The 25,836-nt window shown below is 42.0% G+C and carries 22 protein-coding genes; 8 read left to right on the plus strand and 14 right to left on the minus strand.

Features of this window, described 5'->3' with window-relative positions; genetic code table 11:
* Window positions 1-11: 11 nt before the first annotated feature.
* The 6 genes from ACFS6H_RS16335 to ACFS6H_RS16360 form a co-directional block, all read right to left on the minus strand.
* Window positions 12-5,384 (minus strand): CHAT domain-containing protein, encoded by a 5,373-nt coding sequence (locus tag ACFS6H_RS16335; protein ID WP_386101320.1) that lies wholly within the window; start codon window positions 5,382-5,384, stop codon window positions 12-14.
* A gap of 159 nt (window positions 5,385-5,543) precedes the next feature.
* A complete protein-coding gene (locus ACFS6H_RS16340; RefSeq protein ID WP_386101323.1) occupies window positions 5,544-5,828 on the minus strand; it encodes a chaperone modulator CbpM in 285 nt (94 codons plus the stop codon).
* 2 nt (window positions 5,829-5,830) lie between these two features.
* Window positions 5,831-6,742, minus strand: coding sequence for a DnaJ C-terminal domain-containing protein (locus ACFS6H_RS16345; RefSeq protein WP_386101325.1), 912 nt, complete (start codon window positions 6,740-6,742; stop codon window positions 5,831-5,833).
* A 70-nt stretch (window positions 6,743-6,812) separates the two neighbouring features.
* Entirely contained in the window at window positions 6,813-7,190 is a 378-nt protein-coding gene (locus ACFS6H_RS16350; protein ID WP_386101328.1) for a hypothetical protein, read from the minus strand.
* Window positions 7,191-7,338: 148 nt separating this feature from the next.
* Entirely contained in the window at window positions 7,339-8,037 is a 699-nt protein-coding gene (locus ACFS6H_RS16355; RefSeq protein ID WP_386101331.1) for a LytR/AlgR family response regulator transcription factor, read from the minus strand.
* The gene (locus ACFS6H_RS16360; RefSeq protein ID WP_386101334.1) at window positions 8,034-9,068 is read right to left on the minus strand and encodes a sensor histidine kinase; all 1,035 of its coding nucleotides are present in this window, start codon (window positions 9,066-9,068) and stop codon (window positions 8,034-8,036) included. Before ACFS6H_RS16360 ends, ACFS6H_RS16355 begins: the two co-directional genes overlap by 4 nt.
* A 168-nt stretch (window positions 9,069-9,236) precedes the next feature.
* Between ACFS6H_RS16360 and ACFS6H_RS16365 the strand changes: the two genes are divergently transcribed.
* Window positions 9,237-10,061 carry a DUF5694 domain-containing protein gene (locus tag ACFS6H_RS16365; protein WP_386101337.1) on the plus strand — a complete coding sequence of 275 codons (825 nt, stop codon included), beginning with the start codon at window positions 9,237-9,239 and terminating at the stop codon, window positions 10,059-10,061.
* Between the two features lie 37 nt (window positions 10,062-10,098).
* On the plus strand, window positions 10,099-11,370 hold the full coding sequence (locus ACFS6H_RS16370; protein ID WP_386101340.1) for a S41 family peptidase: 1,272 nt from the start codon (window positions 10,099-10,101) through the stop codon (window positions 11,368-11,370).
* Window positions 11,371-11,444: 74 nt separating this feature from the next.
* Here ACFS6H_RS16370 and ACFS6H_RS16375 read toward each other — a convergent pair whose 3' ends face one another.
* From ACFS6H_RS16375 to ACFS6H_RS16405, 7 genes are all read right to left on the minus strand, one after another.
* The gene (locus ACFS6H_RS16375) at window positions 11,445-12,227 is read right to left on the minus strand and encodes a DUF4382 domain-containing protein (RefSeq protein ID WP_386101343.1); all 783 of its coding nucleotides are present in this window, start codon (window positions 12,225-12,227) and stop codon (window positions 11,445-11,447) included.
* Between the two features lie 157 nt (window positions 12,228-12,384).
* Entirely contained in the window at window positions 12,385-12,951 is a 567-nt protein-coding gene (locus ACFS6H_RS16380; protein WP_386101346.1) for a DUF4256 domain-containing protein, read from the minus strand.
* Between the two features lie 27 nt (window positions 12,952-12,978).
* Entirely contained in the window at window positions 12,979-13,359 is a 381-nt protein-coding gene (locus tag ACFS6H_RS16385) for a DoxX family protein (protein WP_386101349.1), read from the minus strand.
* A gap of 10 nt (window positions 13,360-13,369) precedes the next feature.
* A complete protein-coding gene (locus ACFS6H_RS16390; RefSeq protein ID WP_386101352.1) occupies window positions 13,370-13,834 on the minus strand; it encodes an SRPBCC domain-containing protein in 465 nt (154 codons plus the stop codon).
* 6 nt (window positions 13,835-13,840) lie between these two features.
* On the minus strand, window positions 13,841-14,164 hold the full coding sequence (locus ACFS6H_RS16395; protein ID WP_386101355.1) for an ArsR/SmtB family transcription factor: 324 nt from the start codon (window positions 14,162-14,164) through the stop codon (window positions 13,841-13,843).
* Window positions 14,165-14,433: 269 nt separating this feature from the next.
* Window positions 14,434-15,501, minus strand: a complete 1,068-nt coding sequence (locus ACFS6H_RS16400; protein ID WP_386101358.1) for a serine hydrolase domain-containing protein — start codon at window positions 15,499-15,501, stop codon at window positions 14,434-14,436.
* A gap of 73 nt (window positions 15,502-15,574) precedes the next feature.
* On the minus strand, window positions 15,575-15,988 hold the full coding sequence (locus ACFS6H_RS16405; RefSeq protein WP_386101361.1) for a DUF1801 domain-containing protein: 414 nt from the start codon (window positions 15,986-15,988) through the stop codon (window positions 15,575-15,577).
* Window positions 15,989-16,157: 169 nt separating this feature from the next.
* Between ACFS6H_RS16405 and ACFS6H_RS16410 the strand changes: the two genes are divergently transcribed.
* The 4 genes from ACFS6H_RS16410 (at window position 16,158) to ACFS6H_RS16425 (ending at window position 24,077) form a co-directional block, all read left to right on the plus strand.
* Window positions 16,158-16,562: a VOC family protein gene (locus ACFS6H_RS16410; RefSeq protein WP_386101364.1), complete on the plus strand. Its 405-nt coding sequence runs from the start codon at window positions 16,158-16,160 to the stop codon at window positions 16,560-16,562.
* Window positions 16,563-16,895: 333 nt separating this feature from the next.
* Entirely contained in the window at window positions 16,896-21,701 is a 4,806-nt protein-coding gene (locus ACFS6H_RS16415; protein ID WP_386101366.1) for a RecQ family ATP-dependent DNA helicase, read from the plus strand.
* A 197-nt stretch (window positions 21,702-21,898) separates the two neighbouring features.
* Window positions 21,899-22,657 carry an HNH endonuclease gene (locus tag ACFS6H_RS16420; protein ID WP_386101368.1) on the plus strand — a complete coding sequence of 253 codons (759 nt, stop codon included), beginning with the start codon at window positions 21,899-21,901 and terminating at the stop codon, window positions 22,655-22,657.
* 349 nt (window positions 22,658-23,006) lie between these two features.
* The gene (locus ACFS6H_RS16425) at window positions 23,007-24,077 is read left to right on the plus strand and encodes an alpha-L-fucosidase (RefSeq protein WP_386101371.1); all 1,071 of its coding nucleotides are present in this window, start codon (window positions 23,007-23,009) and stop codon (window positions 24,075-24,077) included.
* A gap of 197 nt (window positions 24,078-24,274) precedes the next feature.
* Here the strand turns inward: ACFS6H_RS16425 and ACFS6H_RS16430 are convergent, their stop codons facing one another.
* Complete coding sequence (locus ACFS6H_RS16430; RefSeq protein WP_386101374.1) at window positions 24,275-24,433, minus strand: hypothetical protein; 159 nt, start codon at window positions 24,431-24,433, stop codon at window positions 24,275-24,277.
* Between the two features lie 233 nt (window positions 24,434-24,666).
* Here ACFS6H_RS16430 and ACFS6H_RS16435 point away from each other — a divergent pair, with 233 nt between their 5' ends.
* Together ACFS6H_RS16435 and ACFS6H_RS16440 are read left to right on the plus strand one after the other, a co-directional pair.
* Window positions 24,667-25,071: a DUF1801 domain-containing protein gene (locus ACFS6H_RS16435; protein WP_386101377.1), complete on the plus strand. Its 405-nt coding sequence runs from the start codon at window positions 24,667-24,669 to the stop codon at window positions 25,069-25,071.
* 23 nt (window positions 25,072-25,094) lie between these two features.
* Window positions 25,095-25,472: a DoxX family membrane protein gene (locus ACFS6H_RS16440; RefSeq protein WP_386101380.1), complete on the plus strand. Its 378-nt coding sequence runs from the start codon at window positions 25,095-25,097 to the stop codon at window positions 25,470-25,472.
* Window positions 25,473-25,836 lie beyond the last annotated feature (364 nt).

Below are 25,836 nucleotides of genomic sequence, written 5' to 3' on the forward strand. Positions count from 1 at the left end.
ATTATTGTTATCTACTTCCAGCCCGAAACAGTGTTTTTTATGTTTCGTAACCGGTTGGCCAGGGTTTTATTTCCGGCAAAATCGCATAAATGTATCAACAGGTCAAACTGCTCCTGTTGACGCTGTTTTTTAATATAAGAGCCTGCTTTTTTCCATGCTTTTTCTAACTGGAATAAAACTTCCGCTGTAGTCTCATCTGTAGTATGATATATAAAAGTACAGAGAGCGATATTGGCTTTGTCGGACATGAGCCAGTAGTTGATCTCGCTGGTCTGGCCTCTTTCCAGGTCAGATTTTTTATCCAGTACTCTTAGTTCCTCCAATATCCTAGGCTTGGTATCGAATTTTGTTTTTACCGTTTTACTTGTTTTGGCCTTCGCGTTCCGGTCATTACGTAAAAAATACTCCAGCATTCGCCAGTTGGTATAACTGTGCACATTTTGCAGGTACCCATAAGCTTGCTTATACAGGCTGACCGCTTCTTTCAGGAATTTACGTTTTTCAACAGCACCGGGAGCAAGCCATGCTTTTACTTTATACAGGCTGGCTTTTAAACCAATGCGGCTGCCGGTTTGCCCGATCATTAACAGGCTTTCAATATTGCGAAGTGCGATATCCACCAGGGGTGCCGCTTTTTCTATTTCTTCTTTGGCAGGATTGTGTTTATTAATCACCGATTCAATTGCCTGCCTGCGCAGTATCTGCTGGTAACGTTCCAGTGATTTTACTTCATACACAGCATTGTTTTGTTCAAAGAGTTTTTTACCATGTGCAGCCGCTTTTTCTGTCTCGCCCAGTTCCCAGCATATATTCATGAGCTTTTCTATAATATCGGGTAGTATAAAACCCGCATTGTCCACACCCTGTTCTATAAGCCGCAATTCTGTTTTTAGTTCATCAATGCTGTAAAAAGGTACGTCACATTTGCTCAAGAGGTTTTCGAGGTCGTTTAAGGCTTCTACCACCATACTGTATTGTTTGGCAGTATTACCGGCACTTTCATTTTGTGCCAGGCCCAGGGTATAATCAGGCTGGCCATAACATTGAAAAGCGCCCCAGGTATTGCTGTTGGGAAAGTGTTCATATACATGTACCCTTGCCCGGTGCACGGCTTCACCAAATGTTTTATGCTGCAACATATTATCATAAAACACTTTTGCAAAGAATAAAGCAGCACTATCATCAATTTCCCAGCCGGCTACTACCACGGCCTTAGCGCCGCTTTCAATAAGCTGCGTACCAATATTTGCGGCCAGCCTGAACCTGCTTGCCGATAATTCCTCCGCATAAGGGTTAATACGTCCCAGGAAACAGCAGTTCACAAAAACAAGCTCCGGCGGGTTGGGTAATTGTGCGATCTGACGCGGGGTGAGTAATACCACTTCATCCAGTCCTGCCTTTTTGCCAATAAGCATACCGGATTCATTTTCTCTTTTTTCATTAAAAATACCATGACCTGCCAGGTGCAGTATTTTATAGTCCTGTTTAAATAAAGCAGTGAGTATATCATCGCTATTGCCTCTGATGATAGGCATTTCTACCTGCAAGCCGGCATTCAAACGGGTTATACCTTTATATACTTCCTCCGCTTCCCTGGCAGCTCCGTCCAGCTGACCTGCTTTTGTATAACCGGCCAGGTCAGGATCGCCAACAATTAATACACTGTTACTGTTGGTGATATTAGGCTCCACGGTATAATCCTGCGTAGCCAGCTGGCGGATCATTTTAGAAGAGATACATAAGGGCTTTTCTTCTTTATTACCTACCTGCATCAACTCCCAGGGGAAGGATGCGGTATATTTATCCAATACCCACAGCAGGTTGGCATTACGCCTGATATTTTCTTTAAAGTCTTTAGGGATCATTAACTCGAAAATGGCCCGGGCTTTTTCATAACTCCAGCGCCGGTTCAGTGATACTTCATTCAGCAGGTTCTCAATCAGAGGAAGATTGCTGTTCAGTTCCCTTTTTTCTTCACGGGCACTGGCCGTACTGGAATAAAAACTTAATACTCTTTCCCACTGGGTTTCATCACCCGGTACAGGGTATACTTTACTGGAAATAATACTTAAACGGCTCCACCATTCCGATTCATTCTCGGTCATTAACCGCGAACGGGAACCCGGCAATACCTGTATCGATTTTTTGGTAAAAGCCAGGTTCAGACCGCTGTTTTCCGATGAAACCAGTTTGTTGATACTGTAAAAACAACTCACACTCTTATCCTGGAAAAGCTCGAGGAATTCCAGCTCGCTGATGTATAAGTTATCTTCATTGGTAGTAACCGCCACCCGGCTGTTGGCATTGACCACACCCTGTATAATTGCCCTGCACGAACTCTCGATAGGGATACGGCCATAACCCGCGCCAATTAAAACCGTAGAGATACCTATGACCTGTTTTGTAACCGTTTGTTGTTTGATCCGCGGCAGCCATTCACTGATCAGGTAACCTGAGACCGCTTTTTCAACCGCCTTGGATAGCTGGTATACATTCAGGTGTTCCCACTGGCCTATACCAATTAACAGGGTACCGGGGAAGGGTGAGTTGTTGTTCTCATCCTTAAAGAACTCATAAGTACCCACGGCACCAGGATAAATACCTAAAGCATGTTTGAAGGCCAGGGTGTTATCCAGGTATTTGTTCACTACTTTTTCGGCACTGTAAATACCATCATTGAGGAAATGCCCGATCATTACGGGATATTTGGCGAAAATAAGATCGCCCCTGCTCACGGTTATTTTTAAGATAGGAGCGGAAGGCCTTTCTGTTGTTTCGTAAGCAGGAATACCCAGGATATTCTGTATCACGCCTCTTTCACCCGATTCAAACACAAAGCTTTCTTTGGCAGCAACAGATCTTTTGGTAGTAAGTGTTGCCGGTGGTGTACGGGAAAAAGCAGAAGAGCCGGTGGTACGGGTATTCAACAGGTCGCGGATACCGGAAAACAAACTATTATCACAGGCCAGTGCACCATGAGATACATCGGTATAATAAAGGTTTTTTTCTTTGTTTACACCAGCAGGTATACCGGAGGCCCAGGTAACACTCTGGTCACCATAAGGTGTTTCGGTAAATTTAAGCGTATTGTGTTCAATGTAAAAACCATCAATGGTAGATTTATCCCTACCGGCTACATATACTACTTTGGAGTAATCAATACTATCTATTTTATTACGTACATTGGTACGAAATTCCTTAAAAGCGGTTAGTTGTTTATCATCCGGTATGCTCCAGTTATACCCCGTCAGCGGTTGAAAGTAATTCCAGACATCTTTATTGGAAAAATCAATATCATTAATGCCGATAGGCAATAGTTCCAGTAAACCCGGGTATTTGATGAACAGGTCAATTAACTCTGACATGGAATGCGCAATATCAATCAGGTTCAATTGTTTGATAATGCCATCCAAACCGGCTAATACATAGGGTATACGGTAGGAGCCCATCCAGGGCGTACCCAGTAGTACCGTGATAAAATCATTTTGCGTATTCAGTTGCTGCCAGGTGGCAGTATGGTTAATCATCAGTTCCCTTACCACCAGGCCACCCATGGAATGCCCCACCAGTTTAATGGGTTGTTTGTATTGCATGAGTTCCGTGATCTTGGTATTGAGCTGGTTACCGGCTTCGGTTAAGGTAAGCCGCCAGTCAAAGGGAAAGGTCACCACATCATAATTTACTTCCAGGTAGGCGCCCAGGTCTTTATAAGAGGTTTTAATAAGGCCGGTGGCTTTTACCCCGGTTTTATCAATAGCAATATTTTTCAGGCCGCCTATTACAAAATTGAAATAGTTGATCCAGATATTTTTATCATTCCGTTCCAGGAAGGAACCCATGATACCCGGTAAGAGGACAACGATCGGTTTTTTGCCCGACACATTCTCTTTGAAATAACGGCCATACTCCAGGCCAAAGATGCCGGCCCGTTCGATCTCTTCAAAATTATCCGGCAATAATGTTTTAAAGCCGGGTATCACATCACCCTCCGTACTCAAAGCTGTCCAGATAGCGCCGCGGGTTTTATCATTTTTAAAGTAATTAAAATGATGTACATCCTTGCCCTGGTCAAAATAATATTGAATGACATTTTTTCTTTTGGCACCATAGTACATGGAGGCAGTATCATTGATAAAATCGTTCCTTTTTCTTTTGAAGAAGTAATTGGACAATATCACCAGCAAACCTTTCAGGGAAAAACTAAATTCACTGTCACCGGAAATAACGATCAGGCGGTTATCAAAACCTTCCACTATATCACCCGATATTTTTTTAGGTGTGTTTAAAATTTTAACGAAAATAGAATCAGTAGCCTGTACTTCCAGGCCGGGTAACACATCGGGGTTATTCCTTGTTTTTAATACATTCGCGATAATGGCTTTTAACCCACCGGCGATGATAAAAAGGACAGGGGAGGGAGAGAGCCTGATGAAATTAAGCAGGGTATTGATAAAAATATCCACCCTTTTACCCATTAAAGAAGTACCCCTGCCCGCACAGGCAGAGCGGACAAATTTTTGAACACTGATATTTTTTGTTTTAATGGCCTGTGATATTTTACCGATCACCGCCAGGTCAGCAGTTCTCTTTTCTTTCTCCAGCAGAGTAATGCTGGCCGGTAAAAAACCATTGACATCTTCAATAAAACGTATCAGCAACTCACCTACCAAACCACCACGGGATTGGGATATAATATCCAGCGAAACATTATTGGGAAGCCGGTTGATCAGATCCAGTACATTATCTAAAGGACTTTGGGTAAGCGACCGGTGCTGGAAGGCCAGGATATTATCACCATATTTACCAGTGATCTGTTCCCATTCCTTTGAACCGGTAATTTTATCAAATGAACCTGATGTGGAAGAAGCCGTACCATGCAGCAATAAAAGATAATGCTGGCCCGGAGCCGAACCTGCACCATTAAAATCGAGAAGGGAAAAATCTTTGGTAAGTTTATAAAGGCCTATTTTATTATCCAGTGCATTATTCTCTAATTCTTCGGCCAGCTGTTTTACCGTTTTATCCACTGCTTTTTTGGAGAACCGTTTAAAAAGCCGGGGAAATAGTTTTTTAAGAATGCCCCGGGTTTCTTCATCACTTTCCAGTGACTCCGGTAAAACAGCAACACTTACCCCTGACCTGGTTTTAACTTCCATATTGGGAAATAATTCCCACAATGTTTCCTTATCACCAAACCAGGTGGTATCATCATCAAATACCACTTCAATAAAATCATCGTCGGTAAGTTCAATTTCTTTTTCCTCTTTGTCGCCGCGGGTAGTGCTTAAGTCAATAGCTTCTTCTAACTGGAGATAGGGTTCGGGTTCAAAACTGCCCGGCTCCCGGCTAACGCCATAGAGCTTCAGCTTAACAGATGTAGACATACGAGTAGGTTTTATGGTTGATGGTAAAAAAGTCCAGTTTGAAGTTAGATCAATTAACCCGAACAGCCAAAGAACAGCCTGTTAAACAAAACACTAAGGGGTTACAGTTTACCCGCTGTAGTTCAGTAAAACAACCAATAGATAGTAAGCTATTGTATACTAGGTACCTAATTCGTTACGCAATGTTTTCACCTCAGTTTGTAAGTTTTCAATATGACGCAGGAGGTGGGCAATAGCATCAAGCCCTTCAAAATTAATGTCCAGGTCGTAATGAAGATGCATATATTTTTCCAGTAATGCCAGTTGCTCATAATGAATATATTGCTCTTCTCCGTTATGGATAATTTCTATTAATCCATACTCCTGCAATGAATACACAAAACTGGTTTCAACACGATAATGGGTGCAGCATTCCTGTATAGTAATATTATTGGCTGTTTGCATAATTATTGTTGTTGACGCTCCCGGGCGAGCTGTTGAAATAATTCTTTTTCTTTCTCAGTAAGGTTTTGCGGCACCTGTACCTGGTAGGTAATATAGAGGTCGCCGAAATGATCATCCTTTTTATACACGGGGAAACCTTTTCCTTTTAATCTTACTTTGGTAGCATTGGCGGTTCCGGGTGCTACTTTCAGTTTCACCTTACCATCCATGGTATCCACCACCACTTCACCGCCTAAAACGGCTGTATAAAGGTCCAGGGGTACATCTGCATACAGGTCATTCCCCTTACGCACAAAGCCGGTATCATTATGAATGGTAAAAGTAATATAGAGGTCGCCATTAGGACCACCGTTTACACCCGGCGCACCATAACCCGTAATTTTTATCTCCTGGCCATTCTCCACACCGGCCGGAACGGTAATACGGATATTCTTCCCGTTAACGGTAAAGGTTTGCTGATGTGTTTTATAGGTTTCCGATAAGTTAAGTTGTAAACCAGCCCTGTAATCGGATCCCTTGAAACGGGTTTGCTTACTTCTTGACCCGGAATTACCAAACATGGAAGCAAAGAAATCGGAGTAATCCTCACCATCACCAAAAGAATAATACCCCTCACCGGAGCCGGCAAAGGGATTGCCGCCTGCAGCCCCGGAAGATTGCTGCTGCCTGGCCTGTTCAAACTGTTCGGCCTGTTTCCAGTTAGCCCCGTAAGCATCATATTTTTTTCGCTTATCGGGATCGCTCAATACCTCGTTGGCCTCATTGATCTCCTTGAAACGTTTCTCCGCCTCCGGGTTGTTCGGGTTCAGGTCAGGATGGTATTTCCGGGCCAGTTTTCGGTAGGCTGTTTTAATCTCGTCTGTTGTCGCTTTTTTATCAATGCCCAGTACCTGGTAATAGTCAATATAATCCATCACTTAACATTTAATAACCTTATAATTTACCTTAAGTTACTAAAGAAAATGTATAAAAAAAAGCAATTGATCAGTTCAATTGCTTTGCCATAATAAAGGTATTGCCGGTGGAATCGCTCCATCCGGGGCCCTGCACCGTGATGGTTTCACCCACTTCATGCGCTTTATAGGTTCCGCCGCTTTTTTGCAGGTTTACAATACTAATGGTAGCGGTATACTTTTTACCGGTTGAGTCTTCAATGGTGGCCATATAACCATCCTTGCCTTTTTCAATGCCGGTGATCTTGCCGGTCACACTCAACTCCGTTTCTTCGGCTTTAGGTTCCGGCGCAGCGGCAGCAGGAGCAGGAGCAGGTGTATCTTCCTTTTTCACTTCGGATTCATTGTTACAGGCTGTAAAAGCTGACAGGCCAATTACTAATAATGCAGCGTATACTGTTTCTTTCATGGGTAAAAATTTAGACAAAGTTAATACTTCAACATAGCTCTTTATCTCTCAAATGCAAAATCTTCGTTATCATTTTTTTAGTTTGCAAAACCGCTTTGTTCATATATAGCTGATGGAGGTTTGGAACGTGATAGAAAAAAGAACCGGTTCAATACTTACCCAGCCAGTCCGCCACCATCTTGCGATAGGTTTCGCCAATAGGCAGGTAATCCATGTTTTGCATCTGCACCCGGTTGCCTTCAATGAGTTTTATTTTATTCACGGGTATAATATAGGAACGGTGGATACGGATAAACTGCTGTGCAGGTAGTTTTTCCAGTATATCTTTCATATTCTCCCATACAATAATTTTATCATCCAGGGTATGAATGCGGATATAATCTTTCAGTCCTTCAATATACAGGATATTATCCAGGGCTACCTGGTGGTGCTTACGGTCCGCTTTTACCATCAGGTGGCCGGTAGCCGCCGGAGCAGGTTGTATACCCGGCTGCCATTGTATGAACTTCTCCACCGCCTGGTAAAAGCGGTTAAAGGTGATGGGCTTCAGCAAAAAATCCACTACTTTAAACTGGTAAGCATCCAGCGCATATTCCTGATAGGCCGAAGTAATAATATAATTATGCTGTTTATTAAATAATTGCATGATCTCCATGCCTGTCAGTTCCGGCATCTGGATATCCAGGAATACCAGGTCAATTTCCTGGCTGCGCAATATATCAATGGCTTTATACACATCGCTGCCGGCATATACAACCTTTAACTCTGCTATTTTTTGTGCATAATCATGCACCAGCTTTACCGCCAGTGGCTCATCGTCCAATATAATACAGCTTATTGTTTTCATGATGCTAATTGTATAGACAGTTGTATGGTAAAGATATTATTCGTGTTATGAATGGTGAGCTGGTGTTTACCCGGGTAATAAATTTCCAAACGGCGTTTTACATTCTCCAGGCCAATGCCACCCAGTTTATCTTTTTTCTGCTGCCCGATGGTATTGGTCACCGTAAAGGTCAGCGTATTGGGTGTGGCCTGTAACTGCACTTCTATAGGTGTTTCAGTAGCCACCTGGCCGTGTTTTAATGCATTTTCTACAAAAGGGGAGAGGATATAGGGCGGTATCATGATCTGCTGTTCACTGATCATGATACTCGTATTTACAAAATCTTCCTGTTCATGTCTTAATTCCTCCAGCTGGATATAAGATTGTATATAATTCAGCTCATCCGTCAGCCTGATCTTTTCCTTCTGCGATTCATAGGTAGTAAAGCGCATAATACTGCTGAGTTTTTCAATGGCGGATAAAGACCGCGGCGATTGAAAATACACCATCGAATAAATATTGTTCAGGGTATTAAAAATAAAATGGGGATTGATCTGGGCTTTTAAAAACTTGATCTCGGTACTCTTTTGTTCTTCCACAATATAATTGTTATAGTCGTACAAACGGATCACAAAGATCACCAGCCAGAAAAAGGTACTCAGTATCATAGGCAGGGTACTATAGTAGAGGTTATCAAATATATAATACCACAGCGGCGTACCTTTAAAATAATTCTTAAATCCGAATAAGCGATAAGCCAGTACTTCCTCCAGTAAATAACGAAGTAGTATAAAGAATACTATATTACACAAGATTCCGGTAAACACTTTTTTCCACCTGAAGGGCCTGATAAGCCGGGGTAATACCAGCAGGTAATTAAAATAAAAGCTGCTGACAAAGATGAAGGCCCAGGTTATTTCAAAAACATGCAGGGGCACCAGCTCCAGCTTGGTATTATTAAACTTTATGAGGGTAAAATAGGCCGCTATGAGCCAGAATACAATATGTATAGTGACTTCTTTTTTAACTGATAAAGATCGTTGATACGGCATGGCCCAAATTTTTATAAAAGTAATACACACCACAGGAAAGCAGGAAACGGTTTGCAGAAAAACAAAAGGGGTTTGCAGAAAAAACTTTTAGCCGGGGAATTTATAGACAATTTTTGTGCTGTTAATCTGCCTCACCAATATTATTCATTCATTTTATAAATATTTACGATGAAAACAATTATTACCGCTATTATCCTGTTATGCAGCCTGCAACCTGTACTGGCACAACCACCACTGGCCGTAAGCACTAAGTTTGATACTGCTATTGCCGTATTGAATATGGGCAGTTTTCATATGGGTTTTACATCGGATGCCAATAAAACAGAGTTTGATGAACACAATGCGGAGAATGTACGCCGGGTACATGCCATTGCCAAAGCCATTGCCGAATTTAAGCCTACCGTTATATTGGTAGAAAGACAGCCATCCTATAATACTACCCTGCAAAATGAATACAATGCCTACCTGAAAAACCCGAAAATGAAATTTGAGCACCCTTCAGAGATCCAACTGCTTGCTTATGAAATAGGTCGTTTAAGTAATACCCAACGCATTTATGGGGTTGATTATAAAGAAGGGTATAACTATATGATCGGCAGGAATATTAAATACAAAGATACAACCACCGTAAAAGGGTATATGCGTATGCTGGATTCACTGGACAAACAATATCCCGAAGATAAGATGACCGTACTGGATCATTTAAAAATGGCCAATCACCCCCAGTACCTGGATATGCTCATGAACATTAATGCCGATATACTTACGCATATTTCCACCGAAGGCAAGGCAGAGGGAGCAGAGGAAGCCGCCAAGTTTTATCACCGTAACCTGGTAATGTATTCCAATATCAACCAGGTTGAATTAAAAAAAGAGGACAGGGTGTTTATATTAATGGGCGCTACCCATACCGCTTTCTTTAATATGTGGTTACAGCGTAGTCCTAAATACAAGGTGGTAAATGTATTAGATTATTTAAACAAGGTAAAATAAACATCATTGTATTTCTTCACCAGCCCAGGTTTACAGCATGAAAAATATATTATTATCCATAACCTGTTTCCTTTTAGCGGCATTGGGGTTAAAAGCACAGCGATCCGTTTACCAGGTAGACCTGGCGGCTTTAAAAGCGGTTATTGAAAAAACAAAATCGTATAAGGCGCAGATAAAAGGGGCAAAAAAGACTGCTTACCAGGATCTGTATAACCGGCTGCTGGCTGATACTATTACCGATGTAAACAGTTATCAATATTTTTATAACCTGGCGCAGTTATTATTTCCTATACGGGACAATCATATTGCATTTTACCAGCAGGCTGATGATCGTCCTTTCAGGAGTAAGGCCAGTATTGATAGTTTTGTGCAAACCAGCACTTTTCACAACTATCCGTCGTACAATATCAACATTGATTCTTTACAACAGGCGCTGGCAGTTAAACCGGCCCATAAAGTAGAAGGCATTTATCATTACGGCAAATTTTATACGATAGGTCTGTTCCGGGTAAAGGAGAAAGAATATGTTGGCATTATCCTGGATTCGGAACTGAATTTCTGGGAAAAAGGACAGGTAGCAGTGCACCTGTATGAACAGGATACATATCATTACAAAGCCATCTATGCCCACCCTTACACCAAAAATTTCAACCTTGATCCTATCGAAAAATATACAAACGGATCATTGATAAACAGCAGCTTTAAGCGTTCCTTTTTTGGGGGCACCTATACTAAAAATTTACCAGGAACAGATTTTGTGAATCTTGTAAGAGGCGATTCGAAGTTTAACCTAAAACAGGCCACAAACGATATACAATACCTCTTGATTCAAAGTTTCCAGGCCAACAGCAAGACCAGCAAGCTGTCAAAAAACTTTTACGACTCTATAAAAACGGCTTTAGTAGCACCTTATTTAATACTCGACCTCCGGAATAATGAAGGCGGGGCCGAAAAAGAAAGTAATAAATACTACAAACTGTTACAGCAATATGCTAAAAAAGGAAAGATTTATGTGTTAGTTAACAATGGTACCATTAGCGAAGCCGAAATATTGTTACTCAAGTTGAAAAAATTAAAAAACGTGGTGGTACTGGGCCAAACCACCAAAGGCATGCTGGCTTATGGTAGTAATTATGGTAATACCATTACATTGCCCAGCCAGCAGTTTTCGGTATATGCCACCGATATGAAGAACGGCGCTTCACTTTTACCGTATGAAGATTATGGCATCAAACCGGACCACTATTTAAGCCCGGATATTGACTGGCAGCAACAAACCACCCAGCTGATCAAAACAGGTAAGCCTTAAACATGATCAGTATACAGGCAAACAGCCCCGGTAACCGGGGCTGTTTTAAAAAAAGGTCGTTGATATCGTATTTATCAGGGTACTAATGTAGTAATGCCAACATCTGTTACTACGCCAAAGCGTACTGTTACATTTTCAATCACTGCATCACTAAAGCCTGCGGTAGCATCTCCATCGATCCATATTTTGTAAGTACCCTCCGGCAAACCACTGAACAGGTAAAAGCCGGCAGCATTTGGAATGGCCGCCGAAGTATCGGTATTATTAATGGCATATACTACCGGCCTTGCAGTAAGGGGCAACACAATACCTTTAATTCTACCATCTGTTAATTCGGTATAGGTTTTAATAACAGGTTTTAAAGAATAGTTCCCATTTCCCTGTACAACAATGGAACGGGCCGCATCAAAATCTATCCATACTTTATATGAACCGTTCACCTGCAGGTCCTGGTGAATATTAAATTTTAAACCGCTTTGCTGGGCCGAGGGGGTAGCCAGTGGATGAGACACACCATCTATCACCACCGAGTTATTGTTGCCCAGTATCAAACGCATTTGTGAAATTTTGCCGGCAGGCAGGGTTATATCAGCAATCAGGGTATCCAGTCCATTGGTAAAATCCAATAAATTATATACACCGGGTTTCAGGATATTAAAGCTGATCCAGCCATCCACATCGGAATGTATCTCTATCTTTTGTACATCAATCAGCACTTTTTCATATTGCGCCGGGTCATCAGTCAGGTAAAGTTGCATCCGGGCAGTTCCGTCACTGGTTTTATCACTTTTTTCGCAGGCCATAAAACCCGCCATAACCAACAGGGCACTCACTAAAAAGAGCGATACTTTTTTCATAAAGTTATTTTTTTAACTGCTAAGCAAAAAACATTCCAATATTAAAAAGTGGAAATAATAATTTTAAAACCAGCGTGTTAGCAAGTCCAATACATAAAAATTTAAAAAATAACATATATATAAAATACAGTATTTGAATATAGTATCGCTATCCGGCTTACACCCGCAAGGCCCCCCTGAAACCGCGGGCCGCATAATACGATTCCACACCATTGTGGTAAAAAAATACCCGGCCATACCGCCAGTCGCCAAAAATACCACCGCCCAGTTTACGTACCGGGGCAGGGGTGAACAACCAGCTGGAGGTTTTGGTATCAAACTTTCCTAACTGCTGTAATTCCTGGTATTGTTCCTCGGTCAGTATATCAATACCCATTTCATCGGCCATACCCAGAGCGCTGTGTTTGGGCTTATGTTCTTTCCTGGATTCCAGTGCTTCCGGATCGTAACAAATACTGCGGCGTCCCTTGGGGCTTTCGGCTGAGCAATCATAAAAAATATATTCCCCGGTCTTTTTATCAAAGCCCACTACATCAGGTTCGCCTTCGGTCATTTCCATTTCGTTCAGCGACCATAATTTATCGGCATGCGCTTCCAGGCGGGCTTTTACTTTTGTCCACTCTATGCCTTTATGGCGTTGCATATTTTTTTCGAAACGCTTTTGTAAAATATCCAGCAACTCGGCCACCTGTGAAGCCGGTAACTTTTTTTTAGTGTTTGCCATCTTGTATTATTTTATATAGCTGTAATATTAAAATGTAACTGGTTTCCTGCCGGCAGGGCGGTAGTACCAGGATATAATGGTTAGTATCAATAACAATACGGCCGGGAACCATTCACCAATAGCCGTATGGCCCATGGCCAGCTGCGAGATCAAAGCCCCGGAAGAGACAAAGAAAAAGCCGGCATAAGCCCATTCTTTCACCATCGGCAATTTGGGTACCAATACGGCCACCACGCCCAATAATTTCCATACCCCGATGATGGTTAAAAAATAAGCGGGGTAACCCAAAAGTAAAACAAATTCAGTTTCTTCTTTTAGCTGTAATACCTGTACTATGCCGGTGGATGCCATACCCAATGATAGCCAAAGGGTGGCTATCCAGTAAATGATCTTGTTACGTTTACTCATGGTATTTGTTTTAGTTTGATTGCATGATCTTTTCTAACAGGTTATGCGCCATATTCAATCCCTGCGCAAAGGGTAACTGCAACATCTGGTCGCGTATGGCAATACTACGGTAAACGATCTGTATCGTTAACTTACTGGTCGTATCGCTCAGGGCTTCAAAGGCTAAAAACTCCAGTTGCACATCAAAGGGTGCATTGCGCATTTCAAAAGTGCGGACAATTTTTTCATTGGGTAGCAGGGTATGAATAGTACCATGTGCGGCAAATACCACATTGCCTTCCTTATCGCTGGTTTCAAACTGCCAGCCACCATAGGGGTGGTTGTCCAGTTTTACCACTTTGGTATTCATCCACTGTGCTACAATATCCGCATCGGTATAGGCAGTGAATAACAATTCCACAGGCAGTTCAAACTCCCGGGTAATCTGTAGGTCATGCCGGCCGTCTTCGGCGTTGATCTTTGTTTTTAATGCCATCGTTATTTATTTTTTAGGCTTATAATTTTTCATAATGCTTTCCAGTTTATTAAAGCGGTCATCCCACATTTTGCGGAAGGGTTCAATAAAATCGGCAATAGCTTTCATCTTTTGCGGGTTTAAATGATAATAAATCTCGCGGCCCTCCTGGTGCTGCTGCAGCAACTCACATTCCGTTAATATCTGTAAATGTTTGGATACCGTAGGGCGTGCCGTATCAAAATTGGCGGCAATGGCGCCGGCCGTCATGGCCTGGCTGGTCACCAGTAACAAAATGGCCCGGCGGGTAGGGTCGGCAATGGCCTGGAAAACATCACGTCTTAAATTCATTGGTACACATTTTACAATAGCAGCAACAAATATGTAGCTATTTGACTACAAATATATGCGTAGCCATTTAACTACACAAATTTATTTTTCAAAATCTGTGTAGCAAACGGAGTATCATACCCCGGAGAAACCTAAAAAAGAGTAGGGGGATTGTATTGCTTAAAATCGTCTTTAAAGAGCAACAGTGATATAAGGAAACTATTTCAAGGCATAACACTCCTCTGTGTTACTCCGTAAAACCACTCTGTGCTACGCTGTGACCTAAACATTTACCGTATCACCGCATTAAGCTTTGTCCATAAAGCTTCATCAAAGCCCGATAAGGCAAAATTGGGGTTCTGCGGGTCAGAGGCATCTCCCATGCGGATAATGACCATCTTCCGGTCTGGAATAACATATATACGCTGATCTTCCGCACCCATAGCACTATACATACCAGCCGGGGCATTGGGCACCAGGGCGCCGGGGTAAACGGTTTGTCCGCCGGGTAACATAAACTTGTTTTTGCCGTTCAGCCACCAGAAATACCCATAGGAGGGATTGATGTTTTGCGAAGTGCTGATGCTTTCGTTGAAAAAACTTTCATTGATCACCTGCTCCTTTTGCCACAGGCCTTTGTTTAAGGCAAGCAAACCAAAGCGGGCCATGCTGCGGGTATTGCTATGGTAAATGGTAAATATCAGGCCATTGTTCCAAAAGCCATCCATGCCAATCTTGTTTTTCAACTTCTCGTTAAAATAGGTTTCAAAACTACGGTTGCTGGCAGCCGCCACTACATCCATCAGTTTCTGGAATACATTGCTGTACGACCATCTTGTGCCCGCATCAGCCAGGTAGGTCATATTGGCTTTAATTACCAGGTTACTGGCATCGTTCAGCCCCGAGGTCATGGTGAGCAAATGCCGCGAAGTAATCAGGTTTTCTTTATCTATGGGTTCGCTGGTCCAGCCGGTACCCAGGTATTGCGATACTTTGTTATTGATCTGCAGTAAACCTTCCTGTTGTGCTATGCCGGTAGTGGTGGCTACCAGGGTTTTGCCGGCACTATTCCAGGGCCAGGTGGCGGTGGCAGTATGGCCGTTAAAATACTCTTCCATGGCTATGCGGCCATTCACCAGTATCATAAACGATTTGGAATGTTTATCGGCCAGAAAGTTCTTTAAATCGGTAATGGCGGCGGTATTCCATCCCAATCCGGCAGGGGATACCGTTGCCCAGGTACTACTGTTTACCGGTGGAAAATACAGGCTATCATTGCCACCCGGTGCAGGATCGGGGTTTTGGCGTGAACAACTAAAAAAGGGGAGGAGCAGTAAAAAAAAGCGAACAGTTTTCATGTGTGGTAATTATACAATCATTGACTGGCGGGCTAATGAAAGGTTTAAAGCCAGAGGCTGTTTAGCGATAATATCATTTTACTTTCACGGCAGTATTTATCAGTTCCTGTAATACTTTGGTATCCACATCCTCCAGTTTATGAATATAAATACAGCCAGCGCCGGTTTTATGTTTGCCCAGCTTTTGCAGGGTAGCGGCTTGTTTTTCCAGGTTAATGGCCAGGTGCAGCGAGAGGTTGGCCTTCCGCGGCGAAAAGCCGATGATAAACCAGTCCACTTCACGCCCGGTAGCCGCGCTTTTATACCGTTTATCGCCAAAGCCTATCAGCGAAGCACCCCACATTTTTGCCTTTGCCCCACTGGCTTTCTCCATCATTGTACGTATGGTTTGGCTATCCTTCCGTTGTTGCTCATTGGTTACGGCGGCAATAAAATCGTCCACACTTACAGTGGTGGGTTTGGTCTTTATTTGTGCTGGTTTGGCCATACTGTTTTGTTTTATACGGGTAGTTTATGTTACCGGCATGGTTGACTAAAGATATTCATAAAACCTGTTTATCAAAAACCTTAGGCTGCACTATTATTTCTTGCCTTATGCCAAGTGCCTTAGTTCAGTTATGCTGTAACCTTGTACCAGCAAATAAACCATACAGTATATGAAAGTAAAAGCAATTTATGTAAACCTGCCCATTAAGGATGTGGCCGCCACCCGTGCCTTCTGGACCACACTGGGCTTTTCGTTTAACGAACAGTTCAGCGATGACAAAGCCCTTTGCCTGGTATTGAACGAAGGACTTATTTATGCCATGTTATTAAGTGAGCCCTTCTTCAGTGGCTTTACCAACAGGCCCATTGCCACCGGCACTACGCAGGTAATTAACGCTATTGAGGTAGAAAGCCGCGAAAAGGTAGATGAACTGGTACAACTGGCCCTGGATAATGGCGCCACCCGTTACCGCCAGGGCGAGGACCATGGCTGGATGTATTACGACTCCTTTGCCGACCCCAACGGTCACCAGTGGGAAATTATGTATTCGGATGCCAGCCAACTGCCGCAATAAAATAACGGTCCTATTATACCCTATCCCCTGTAACCAGGGGATTTTTTATGGCCAGGGTAGGGCGTGCCCCTCCGGGTCGGGCTATCCGCTATTACTCCGCCACAGATGCCACCGCACCATTGCCTCAGCGGGGTAGCCGCTGCTATCCCTCACGCGGAGATGAAATAGTGGTAAGGCTCGATTAGACCTCGTTTTAATCACACCGAATGTCTCAACTAATTGTAGCAAATGCAGTGATATTACAAAATATCCTATGGTATAAAAAGCTGGCAAACACTTTTAATTTAAATAGTTATAATTATTTTAGAGGTATGTACTAAAGAAAGTCTTAAAATGACCTCTATTGCCTTTTTTGATATTGAACTAAATCCTACAAGCGCACAATTGCTGGATATCGGCTGTGTTTTATCAGACGGATCTGGCTTCCATAAGAATCAACCCAAAGAATTCGAAACATTTATTGATACCTCCGACTTTATTTGCGGGCACAACATTATTGCTCACGACCTGGCCTTTCTACAAAGGCATTTTGGTAATGCGGAATGGGGTATTCATAAAGCTATTGATACACTATTGCTATCACCTTTATTGTTCCCCAAACAACCCTATCACCGCTTACTCAAAGATGATAAGGTACAGACGGAGGAGCGCAGCAATCCATTCAATGATGCTAAAAAAGCGAGAGATCTGTTTTATGATGAGGTAGCTGCCTTTCAAGCGCTGGATAATACGTTTAAAGAAATCCTGTATAGGCTTTTACACGATCAAAAAGGCTTTGACAACTTCTTCCGGTACCTTAATTATACCACCTCTATAGACAAAGAACAGCTACAAATCAGCATCAGCAATCTATTTCAACATGCCATATGCAACCAAAGTGACCTGAAATCTTTTATGCAAGAATCTCCGGTGGCTTTGGCCTATACACTGGCATTACTCCATTGCGATGATCGTTTTTCCATTACACCACCCTGGGTCTTAAAAAACTACCCCGATGTTGAAAAGTTGCTTTTTCTCATGAGGAATAATCCTTGTGTGTCGGGATGCAACTATTGCAGGCTTGCCCACGACCCCGTGCTTGCTCTAAAAAAACACTTTGGTTTCCCAGGTTTCCGTAAATATGGCCATGAGCCGTTGCAAGAAAATGCGGTGAGGGCAGCAATACAAGGAGATTCCATCCTGGCCGTATTTCCCACCGGCGGCGGCAAGTCCATCACCTTCCAGGTGCCTGCACTCATGAGTGGCGAAAATGCAAAAGCCCTTACCGTAGTGATAGCCCCTTTACAGTCTTTAATGAAAGACCAGGTGGATAATCTTGAAAAAAAAGGCATCACAGAAGCTGTTACCATCAATGGTCTGCTGGATCCCATAGATCGGGGTAAAGCCATTGAAAGAATTGAAAACGGACTAGCCAGCTTGTTATATATCTCTCCCGAGTCACTCCGGTCTGTTACCATCGAGCGATTACTGCTGAAAAGAAAAATCGCCCGGTTTGTAATTGACGAAGCACATTGTTTCTCCTCTTGGGGGCAGGACTTTAGGGTAGATTACTTATATATCGGCGACTTCATCAAAAACCTACAACAAAAAAAAGGGCTCAATCATACCATTCCGATCTCCTGCTTTACGGCCACTGCCAAGCAAAAGGTAATAGAAGACATCCGCTCTTACTTCAAGGAAAAATTGCAGCTCAATTTAACTGTATTCCGAGCCGATGCTGGTCGCACCAATCTGCAATACCGGGTTTATCGGCGGGACAATGAAGAGGATAAATACAACCAGCTCAGAAGTATTATCGAAGAAAAAAATTGTCCTACGATTGTGTACGTATCCCGTACAAAAAGAGCATATAAACTGGCGGAAAGGCTCACCAGCGATGGATTTATAGCCAAGGCTTATCATGGCAAAATGAATAAGGAGGAGAAAACTGCCAACCAAAATGCCTTCATGACCGGCGAGATAAATACTATGGTAGCTACTTCAGCATTTGGTATGGGGGTAGATAAAAGCGATGTAGGCGCCGTCATACACTACGACATTTCCGATTCACTAGAGAACTATGTTCAAGAGGCCGGAAGAGCCGGTCGTGATGAGCAAATCAAGGCCGATTGTTTCATACTTTTTAATGAAGAAGACTTGGACAAACATTTCATCCTGTTGAACCAGACCAAGATCAGCAGCAAAGAAATTAACCAGGTGTGGAAAGCCATAAAAGAACTGACTAAAACAAGGGACAAAGCCTCCAATTCGGCGTTGGAAATAGCCAGGAAAGCAGGGTGGGACGATGGCATCAATGAAATTGAAACAAGGGTAACCACCGCCATTGCAGCCCTGGAAGATGCCGGCTACTTAAAACGGGGACAAAACATGCCCAGGGTTTTTGCCAGCAGCATCCTTAGTAAAAATGCACAAGAGGCCATCGACAAGATAAATACATCAGAAAAATTCTCCAATACAGAAAAAGAGCAAGCGATACGGATCATTAAAAAACTGTTTTCCAGCAAAAGCAAAAGACTATCCACAGAAGAAGTGGCAGAATCAAGAATAGATTATATCTCCGATCAGCTGGGGATATACAGAGAGCAGGTGATCCGGGTAATTGAATTAATGCGGGATGAAAATATACTTGCCCATACCAAAGATCTAACAGCTTTTATCAAAAAAAACGAATCTGCCAATAAATCATTAGCCATAGTTGAAAGCTTTAGAAAACAGGAAGAACTGCTATTAACGCAGTTAAAAGAAGGAGAGGCTGCTTATCATTTAAAAGAGATCATCGAGGGCTCGCTGCAATCAGGTATTAAAGACAGCTCACTGAACCAATTAAAGACTATCATCAACTTCTGGGCAATCAAGAACTGGATCAAACGCCGTAATTTGGAATATTCCAGGAACCATGTGCAGATTGGTTTAATGATGGATAAAAACGTCTTCCGGGAAAAACAGGAGAAACGCCATTTACTCGCAAAGCTGATCACCGAATACCTGCACAAAAAGGTGATAACACTTACCACAAACGATAACATTCAAGAAGAAGTATTGATCGAATTTTCGGTACAAGAGCTTAAAGAGATGATCGAAAAGGAGCAGGGGCTGTTTGCCATACAAGTCACCATCGACGATGTAGAGGACAGCCTGTTTTACCTGTCGCGTATAGAAGCCATCAAAATTGAAGGAGGATTCCTGGTGGTGCATAACAGGCTTACCATCGAGCGAATTGAAAAAAACAACCGGATACAATACAAAGAAAGCGACTACGAAAAATTAAAACAGTTTTACCAACAAAAAGTACAACAGATCCATATTGTAGGAGAGTATGCCCAAAAAATGATCCGCAATTATCAGGAAGCTTTAAAATTTGTAGATGACTACTTCAAGTTGAACTATACCTCCTTCTTATCAAAATACTTTCCCGGCAGCCGGCAGGATGAAATCAAGCGAACCTTAACGCCGGAAAAATTTATGCGATTATTTGGTGCGCTCTCGCCGACTCAGCTAAAAATCATTAAAAATACCAATAGCCAGTATATTGTGGTAGCTGCAGGGCCGGGTAGTGGCAAAACCAGGTTATTGGTGCACAAGCTGGCCTCACTGCTTATGGCCGAAGATGTAAAGCACGAGCAACTGCTCATGCTCACTTTTTCCCGTGCAGCAGCCACCGAATTTAAAAAGCGCCTGATCGAACTCATAGGCAATGCGGCGCATTTTACAGAAATCAAAACCTTTCACTCCTATTGTTTCGATCTGCTGGGAAGAATAGGCAGCCTGCTGGAATCTGATAACATTATACAAACGGCAGTAGCCAAAATAAGAAACGGTGAAATAGAAACGTTCCGCATTACTAAAGCGGTGTTGGTAGTAGATGAAGCCCAGGACATGAACAGCGAAGAATACGAACTGGTAAAGGCACTCATGGAGCAAAACGAAGACATGCGGGTCATCCTGGTAGGAGACGATGACCAAAATATCTATGGGTTTCGCCGTGCCGATGCAGCCCATATGCAACAGCTCATTACCGAAAAAAGTGCCATTAAATACGAGCTTACAGAAAACTACCGTAGCAAAGACAATATTGTATCGCTGGCCAACCAATGGGCCGCCACCATCAGCCACAGGCTTAAAACCGAGCCTTGTTTTGCCAGCCAGCAACAAAACGGGTTAATTCATATAACACAATACACATACAACCCTATCATTCTGCCACTGGCCAGTACTATAGGCAAGGCCGGGCTATCCGGTTCTACCTGCGTACTCACCAAAACCAATGAAGAAGCCCAACTGCTCTGCGGCTTGCTCTTGCAACAAGGCATGCAGGCAAAGCTCATCCAATCCAACGAAGGCTTTAACCTTAGTAACCTGTACGAACTACGTTATTTTTCCGATATGGTTCATGCCCATGCTGACAACCCCTTAATAACCGACGAGGATTGGGCCGATGCTAAACGCCGACTACAAGGGCATATCCAAACCAGCACCCAGAAAGACCTAGCCCTTGCCGCCATCCAGGCATTTGAAGCAGTCAATACCGCCAAAAAATACAAAAGCGACTGGAAGGCTTTCCTCTTAGAATCTAAGATAGAAGACTTTCTCAGCATCGATACCGAAGTAGTGTACGCATCTACCATTCACAAATCCAAGGGCAAGGAATTTGATAACGTGTACCTTCTGTTACAACAATTTACGCCCGCTACCGATGAAGACAAGCGACAAATATACGTGGCCATCACCAGGGCTAAAACCAACCTGAACATACACTACCAGGGCCACTACCTACAACCCTTTTCTGTAGAGGAGCTTGTTTATAATCAAGACCATAATCAGTACCCTGAACCACAGCAAATAACCCTGCACCTCACACACCGTGATGTGCAGTTAGGCTATTTCGAATATGTGCAGCACAGAATCAACCATCTTTTCAGCGGTACTTCCTTACAACCACTAGATGATGGCTTGTCCAACCCTCATGGAGAGCAAATGCTTAAATACGCCCAAAAATTCAAGGCTACTTTGCAGGCGTACTATGATCGTGGCTTCAGCATTACCACCGCCAAAATAAACTTTGTGGTATATTGGAAAGATGAGGCTAAACAAAAAGAATCTAAAATTATACTGCCGTCGTTATTGCTGCAAAAAGCCTGAATACTATACCTATTTTAGTGCGTACCCACGAATAAAGGGGATTAATCATCATCTTTTTGAGTAAAAATATGCCAGCCCTATACCGCTGTAGAGGTATTCATTGCTATCCCTCACGCGGCAGGATGAATAGATAACTAGAAATATCATTTATATAATTAAAAATGTATATTTAATATTTTTAAAGCAAACCACCAGTTTTGAAAAATCCTAATTGGCACCGCGACGAGCTTATGCTTGCCCTTGATCTTTACTTTGATCCCAATCGAGGTAGTATAGATGCTCGCAACCCAAACATTATTGCCTTATCCGAACTACTGAACAAATTACCCATTGTGTCCATCAGGCCCGATGCTGAACGTTTTCGCAATCCGAACGGCGTTAGTTTAAAACTATCCAACTTTTTAGCAATCGACCCTGCTTATGGCGGTAAGGGTATGGAAAGAGGTGGCAAACTTGATAAATTGGTTTTTGAGGAGTTTAAAAATGATCGTGCCCGCCTTCATCACTTAGTACAACAAATAAAAGCCATTACTACTAATGAGTCTTTACGGCAACAACTCTACCAAATAGAGGAAGATGAAAACACATTTACTGATGGAGTACAAGAGGGACAAGTACTCTACAAAATGCATAAATACCGCGAGCGTAATACTAAAGTAATAGCTGCAAAAAAGAAAGCGGTATTAAAAGCTACCGGCACACTCGCTTGTGAGGCTTGTGGGTTTGATTTTTATAAAACCTATGGTGAACTAGGCAAAGGTTTTATTGAGTGCCACCATATTGAGCCCTTAGCACTTTACGATATTAACCGACCAACAAAGGTTACTGACTTAGCATTAGTATGTGCTAACTGTCATCGTATGTTGCATCGTCAACCCAGCATCATTAAAGTAAATGAGCTAAAAAATATTATACTAGATACTACTGGATTTATTATGATACACAAAAGAAGTTAATCCTTTTTGATTATCCAGCCCGGGCACGGCGCATTATCCTGCCAAAGTACGCTGCATAATTTTAACGGTTGTCATCAAAGCGATGGCTAACATATGTACGTGCAGGAAAATATAAACAACACACCTAAAGAAAAATCATACCTGCTGCCGATCCAAAACTATACCCCCAAAAATAACCATCAATGACGAGGTTGGCAGCAGGAATACACTGTTAGTATTCCTATAAAGAAATATTCATCAACAATTCTGCTTTATTGAGAACAAAAAATTATATTTAAATATTTTTTAGTTAACCGGAATCAACCATGTTGTTAAATTTAGCAGCTAACGCTAATTAAACTATTGTAAAATGAAAAACACAGGACTATTACTTATTTTGATATTCATGTTGAATGCATTTGCAAATTCGCAGGTCTCACACGATTACACGCAAGAATCCAAAACTGCATATTCTCAGCGTATGGATTGGTTTAAAAAGGCAAAGTATGGAATGTTTATACATTTCGGACTTTACAGTCAATTAGGTGGCATTTGGAACAAAGATACAATAGATGGATATGCTGAATGGATACAGGCAGGTGCAGATATTACTGCACAGGATTATGCAATGCTTACGCACACCTTTAACCCAAAAGATTTTGATGCAGACAAGATTGCTTCGCTTGCAAAAGAAGCAGGCATGAAATATATAGTTATTACCACCAAACATCACGAAGGATTTTGTCTTTGGGATAGTAAGTACACTAATTTTGATGTAGTCAATACACCATTTAAAGGACGAGATATACTGGCAGAACTTAGTGCTGCGTGCAAAAAATATGAACTAAAATTCGGTACATATTACAGCATTATTGATTGGCATCATAATAGTCAACAACGGAATGTAACAGGAGTAAGTTCCTGGTCAATGTGGGGAGATGTACAAATGAAATACGGTAAGCGTAGTGAATATATCCTATATATGAAAAATCAAATAAAAGAACTGATAGAAAATTATGATACTGATATTTTATGGTTTGATGGGGATTGGGTAGAATGGTGGAATAATGATGCTGGAACAGACCTTTATAATTATATCAGAGAATTAAAACCCAGTATCATTGTTAACAATAGGGTGGCTAAGCGGGAATTATTTAAAAAGGATTTTGGTACTCCCGAACAAGAACATCCGAAAGAAAAATTAGATTATGAGTGGGAGGCCTGCTATACTTTAAATAATTCTTGGGGATTTAAAATAGGAGATAACAACTGGAAATTGCCTGAAACAGTATATCAAAAGCTTAATGAGATAAATAACAACGGCGGTAACTTATTACTAAATATAGGACCTGATGGTAATGGAAATGTACCCGAAAAATCAGTTCAAATTTTGTTAGAAGTTGGTAAAATGCTTAATCACACAAAGCCCATAAAAAAATAAGCAGCTTCATCAAGATTAAATATTTTTATTATTAATTCGCGTGAGGGATAGCAGCGAATACCCCGCTGAAGCCTTGTGCGGTGGCATCTGTGGCGGAGTAGCAGCGTATAGCCCGACCCTTGCCCGCATGACATGATCCTCTTTGAAACACTATGTAATCGGGGCAAGGGACACGCCCCAATATTATATCTTACCTATTAAATATAAATTTTGGCCGGCTCATCGGCATGCCGCCACTCAAAGGTTACACCATAGGCACTTACGGGCAGGCCCAGGTTTTTGGCGTACCAATTGTTCATGGCCTGCGGATCATCGCATGTAAAAAATACGCCGCCAAGGCCGGTTACTTTTTGCATAAGTTATAACGGTTAACTGGTTTATTAATAAGGGATAAGGGCAGTATAAATATAAATAATATCCGGTAGTCATTTACAAGCTGGTATTGACACAAATGACGTATTAATTATATTAATTAAAAAACTATCTGTTATTTTCTTGCCCTATGACAATTGTAATTCCAATACGGTATTGTAATTTGTACTACCAATACAGCCGGGCACCCGGTAATTGATTAGTATAAAACAACAGCATGAAACAAGTAATTGCCCCGGATGTATTAACGTATAACAATACGCAGAACGAAAACGATAAAGTCATCTGTACCATATTAGCCACCGAAATAAGCAAACAGTTACCCGAAGCCGAAAATAAAGTATGGCATGCACACCCGGTATGGTTTATTGATGGTAACCCCATAGCCGGATACAGCAAACAGAAAGCGGGTATCCGCCTGATGTTTTGGAGCGGGGCCGATTTTGAGGAAGAAGCCCTGGCCGTAAAAGGCGCTAAGTTTAAAGATGCATCCATATTTTACAACGCTACAGGCGAAATAAAAAAGAAAGACCTGCAACGCTGGCTGCAACTGGCCCGCGATATACAGTGGGATTATAAAAACATTGTAAAACGTAAGGGTAAATTGGAACGTTTAAAATGAATAATCCATAAAAAATGAACAACATGAAAAAAACAATTTTGCTGGTATTATCCGTTTTGCTGGGACTTTTCCTGGTTAACGCGGGCCTGAACAAGTTTTTTAATTATATGCCCATGCCGGATAATATGCCTGAGGCCATAGTAAAAGACAGTATGGCGATGATGGAAATTGAATGGCTGATGCCGCTGATTGCCTGGGCCGAAATTATCGGCGGTTTATTACTGGCCATACCCAAAACCAGGGCCTTGGGTGCGCTGGTGGTTTTCCCGGTAATGGTGGGCATATTGCTTACCCATATAATTGTAGCCCCCGATGGCTTACTTATGGCCATTATTATGTGGGTGGTATTATTGTGGATCATGATTGACAATAAAGATAAATACCTGATGCTGGTGAAATAAACCGGCATTTTATGGCACAAGATCAATTACCGGTTATCCATGGGGTAGCCGGTAATTTTTTTAACCCGGGAGCGTGCCGGATTTCATATTTAAATATTTAATAATTAATATTTAAAATTATTATTGAAATTCATAAATCATAATTCATTCATTAATAATTATATGCGTCTATTATTTTCTTATAATTTATAATATGAAGGTTGACGAAGTAGAAGATAAAACGCACGCCTGTCAAGGCTTTGGAGATAAATATAAAAAAATCGTTATGTAAGTATTGACGTTTTGTTAAGTAGGATGTTTTACCAGAGCGGTTTTACAAATAGTGTAGAGTATCGTCAATTAACGTATATGCGTTTCCATTTAA

The organism is Terrimonas rubra (assembly GCF_042686025.1).
Taxonomy (GTDB): domain Bacteria; phylum Bacteroidota; class Bacteroidia; order Chitinophagales; family Chitinophagaceae; genus Terrimonas; species Terrimonas rubra.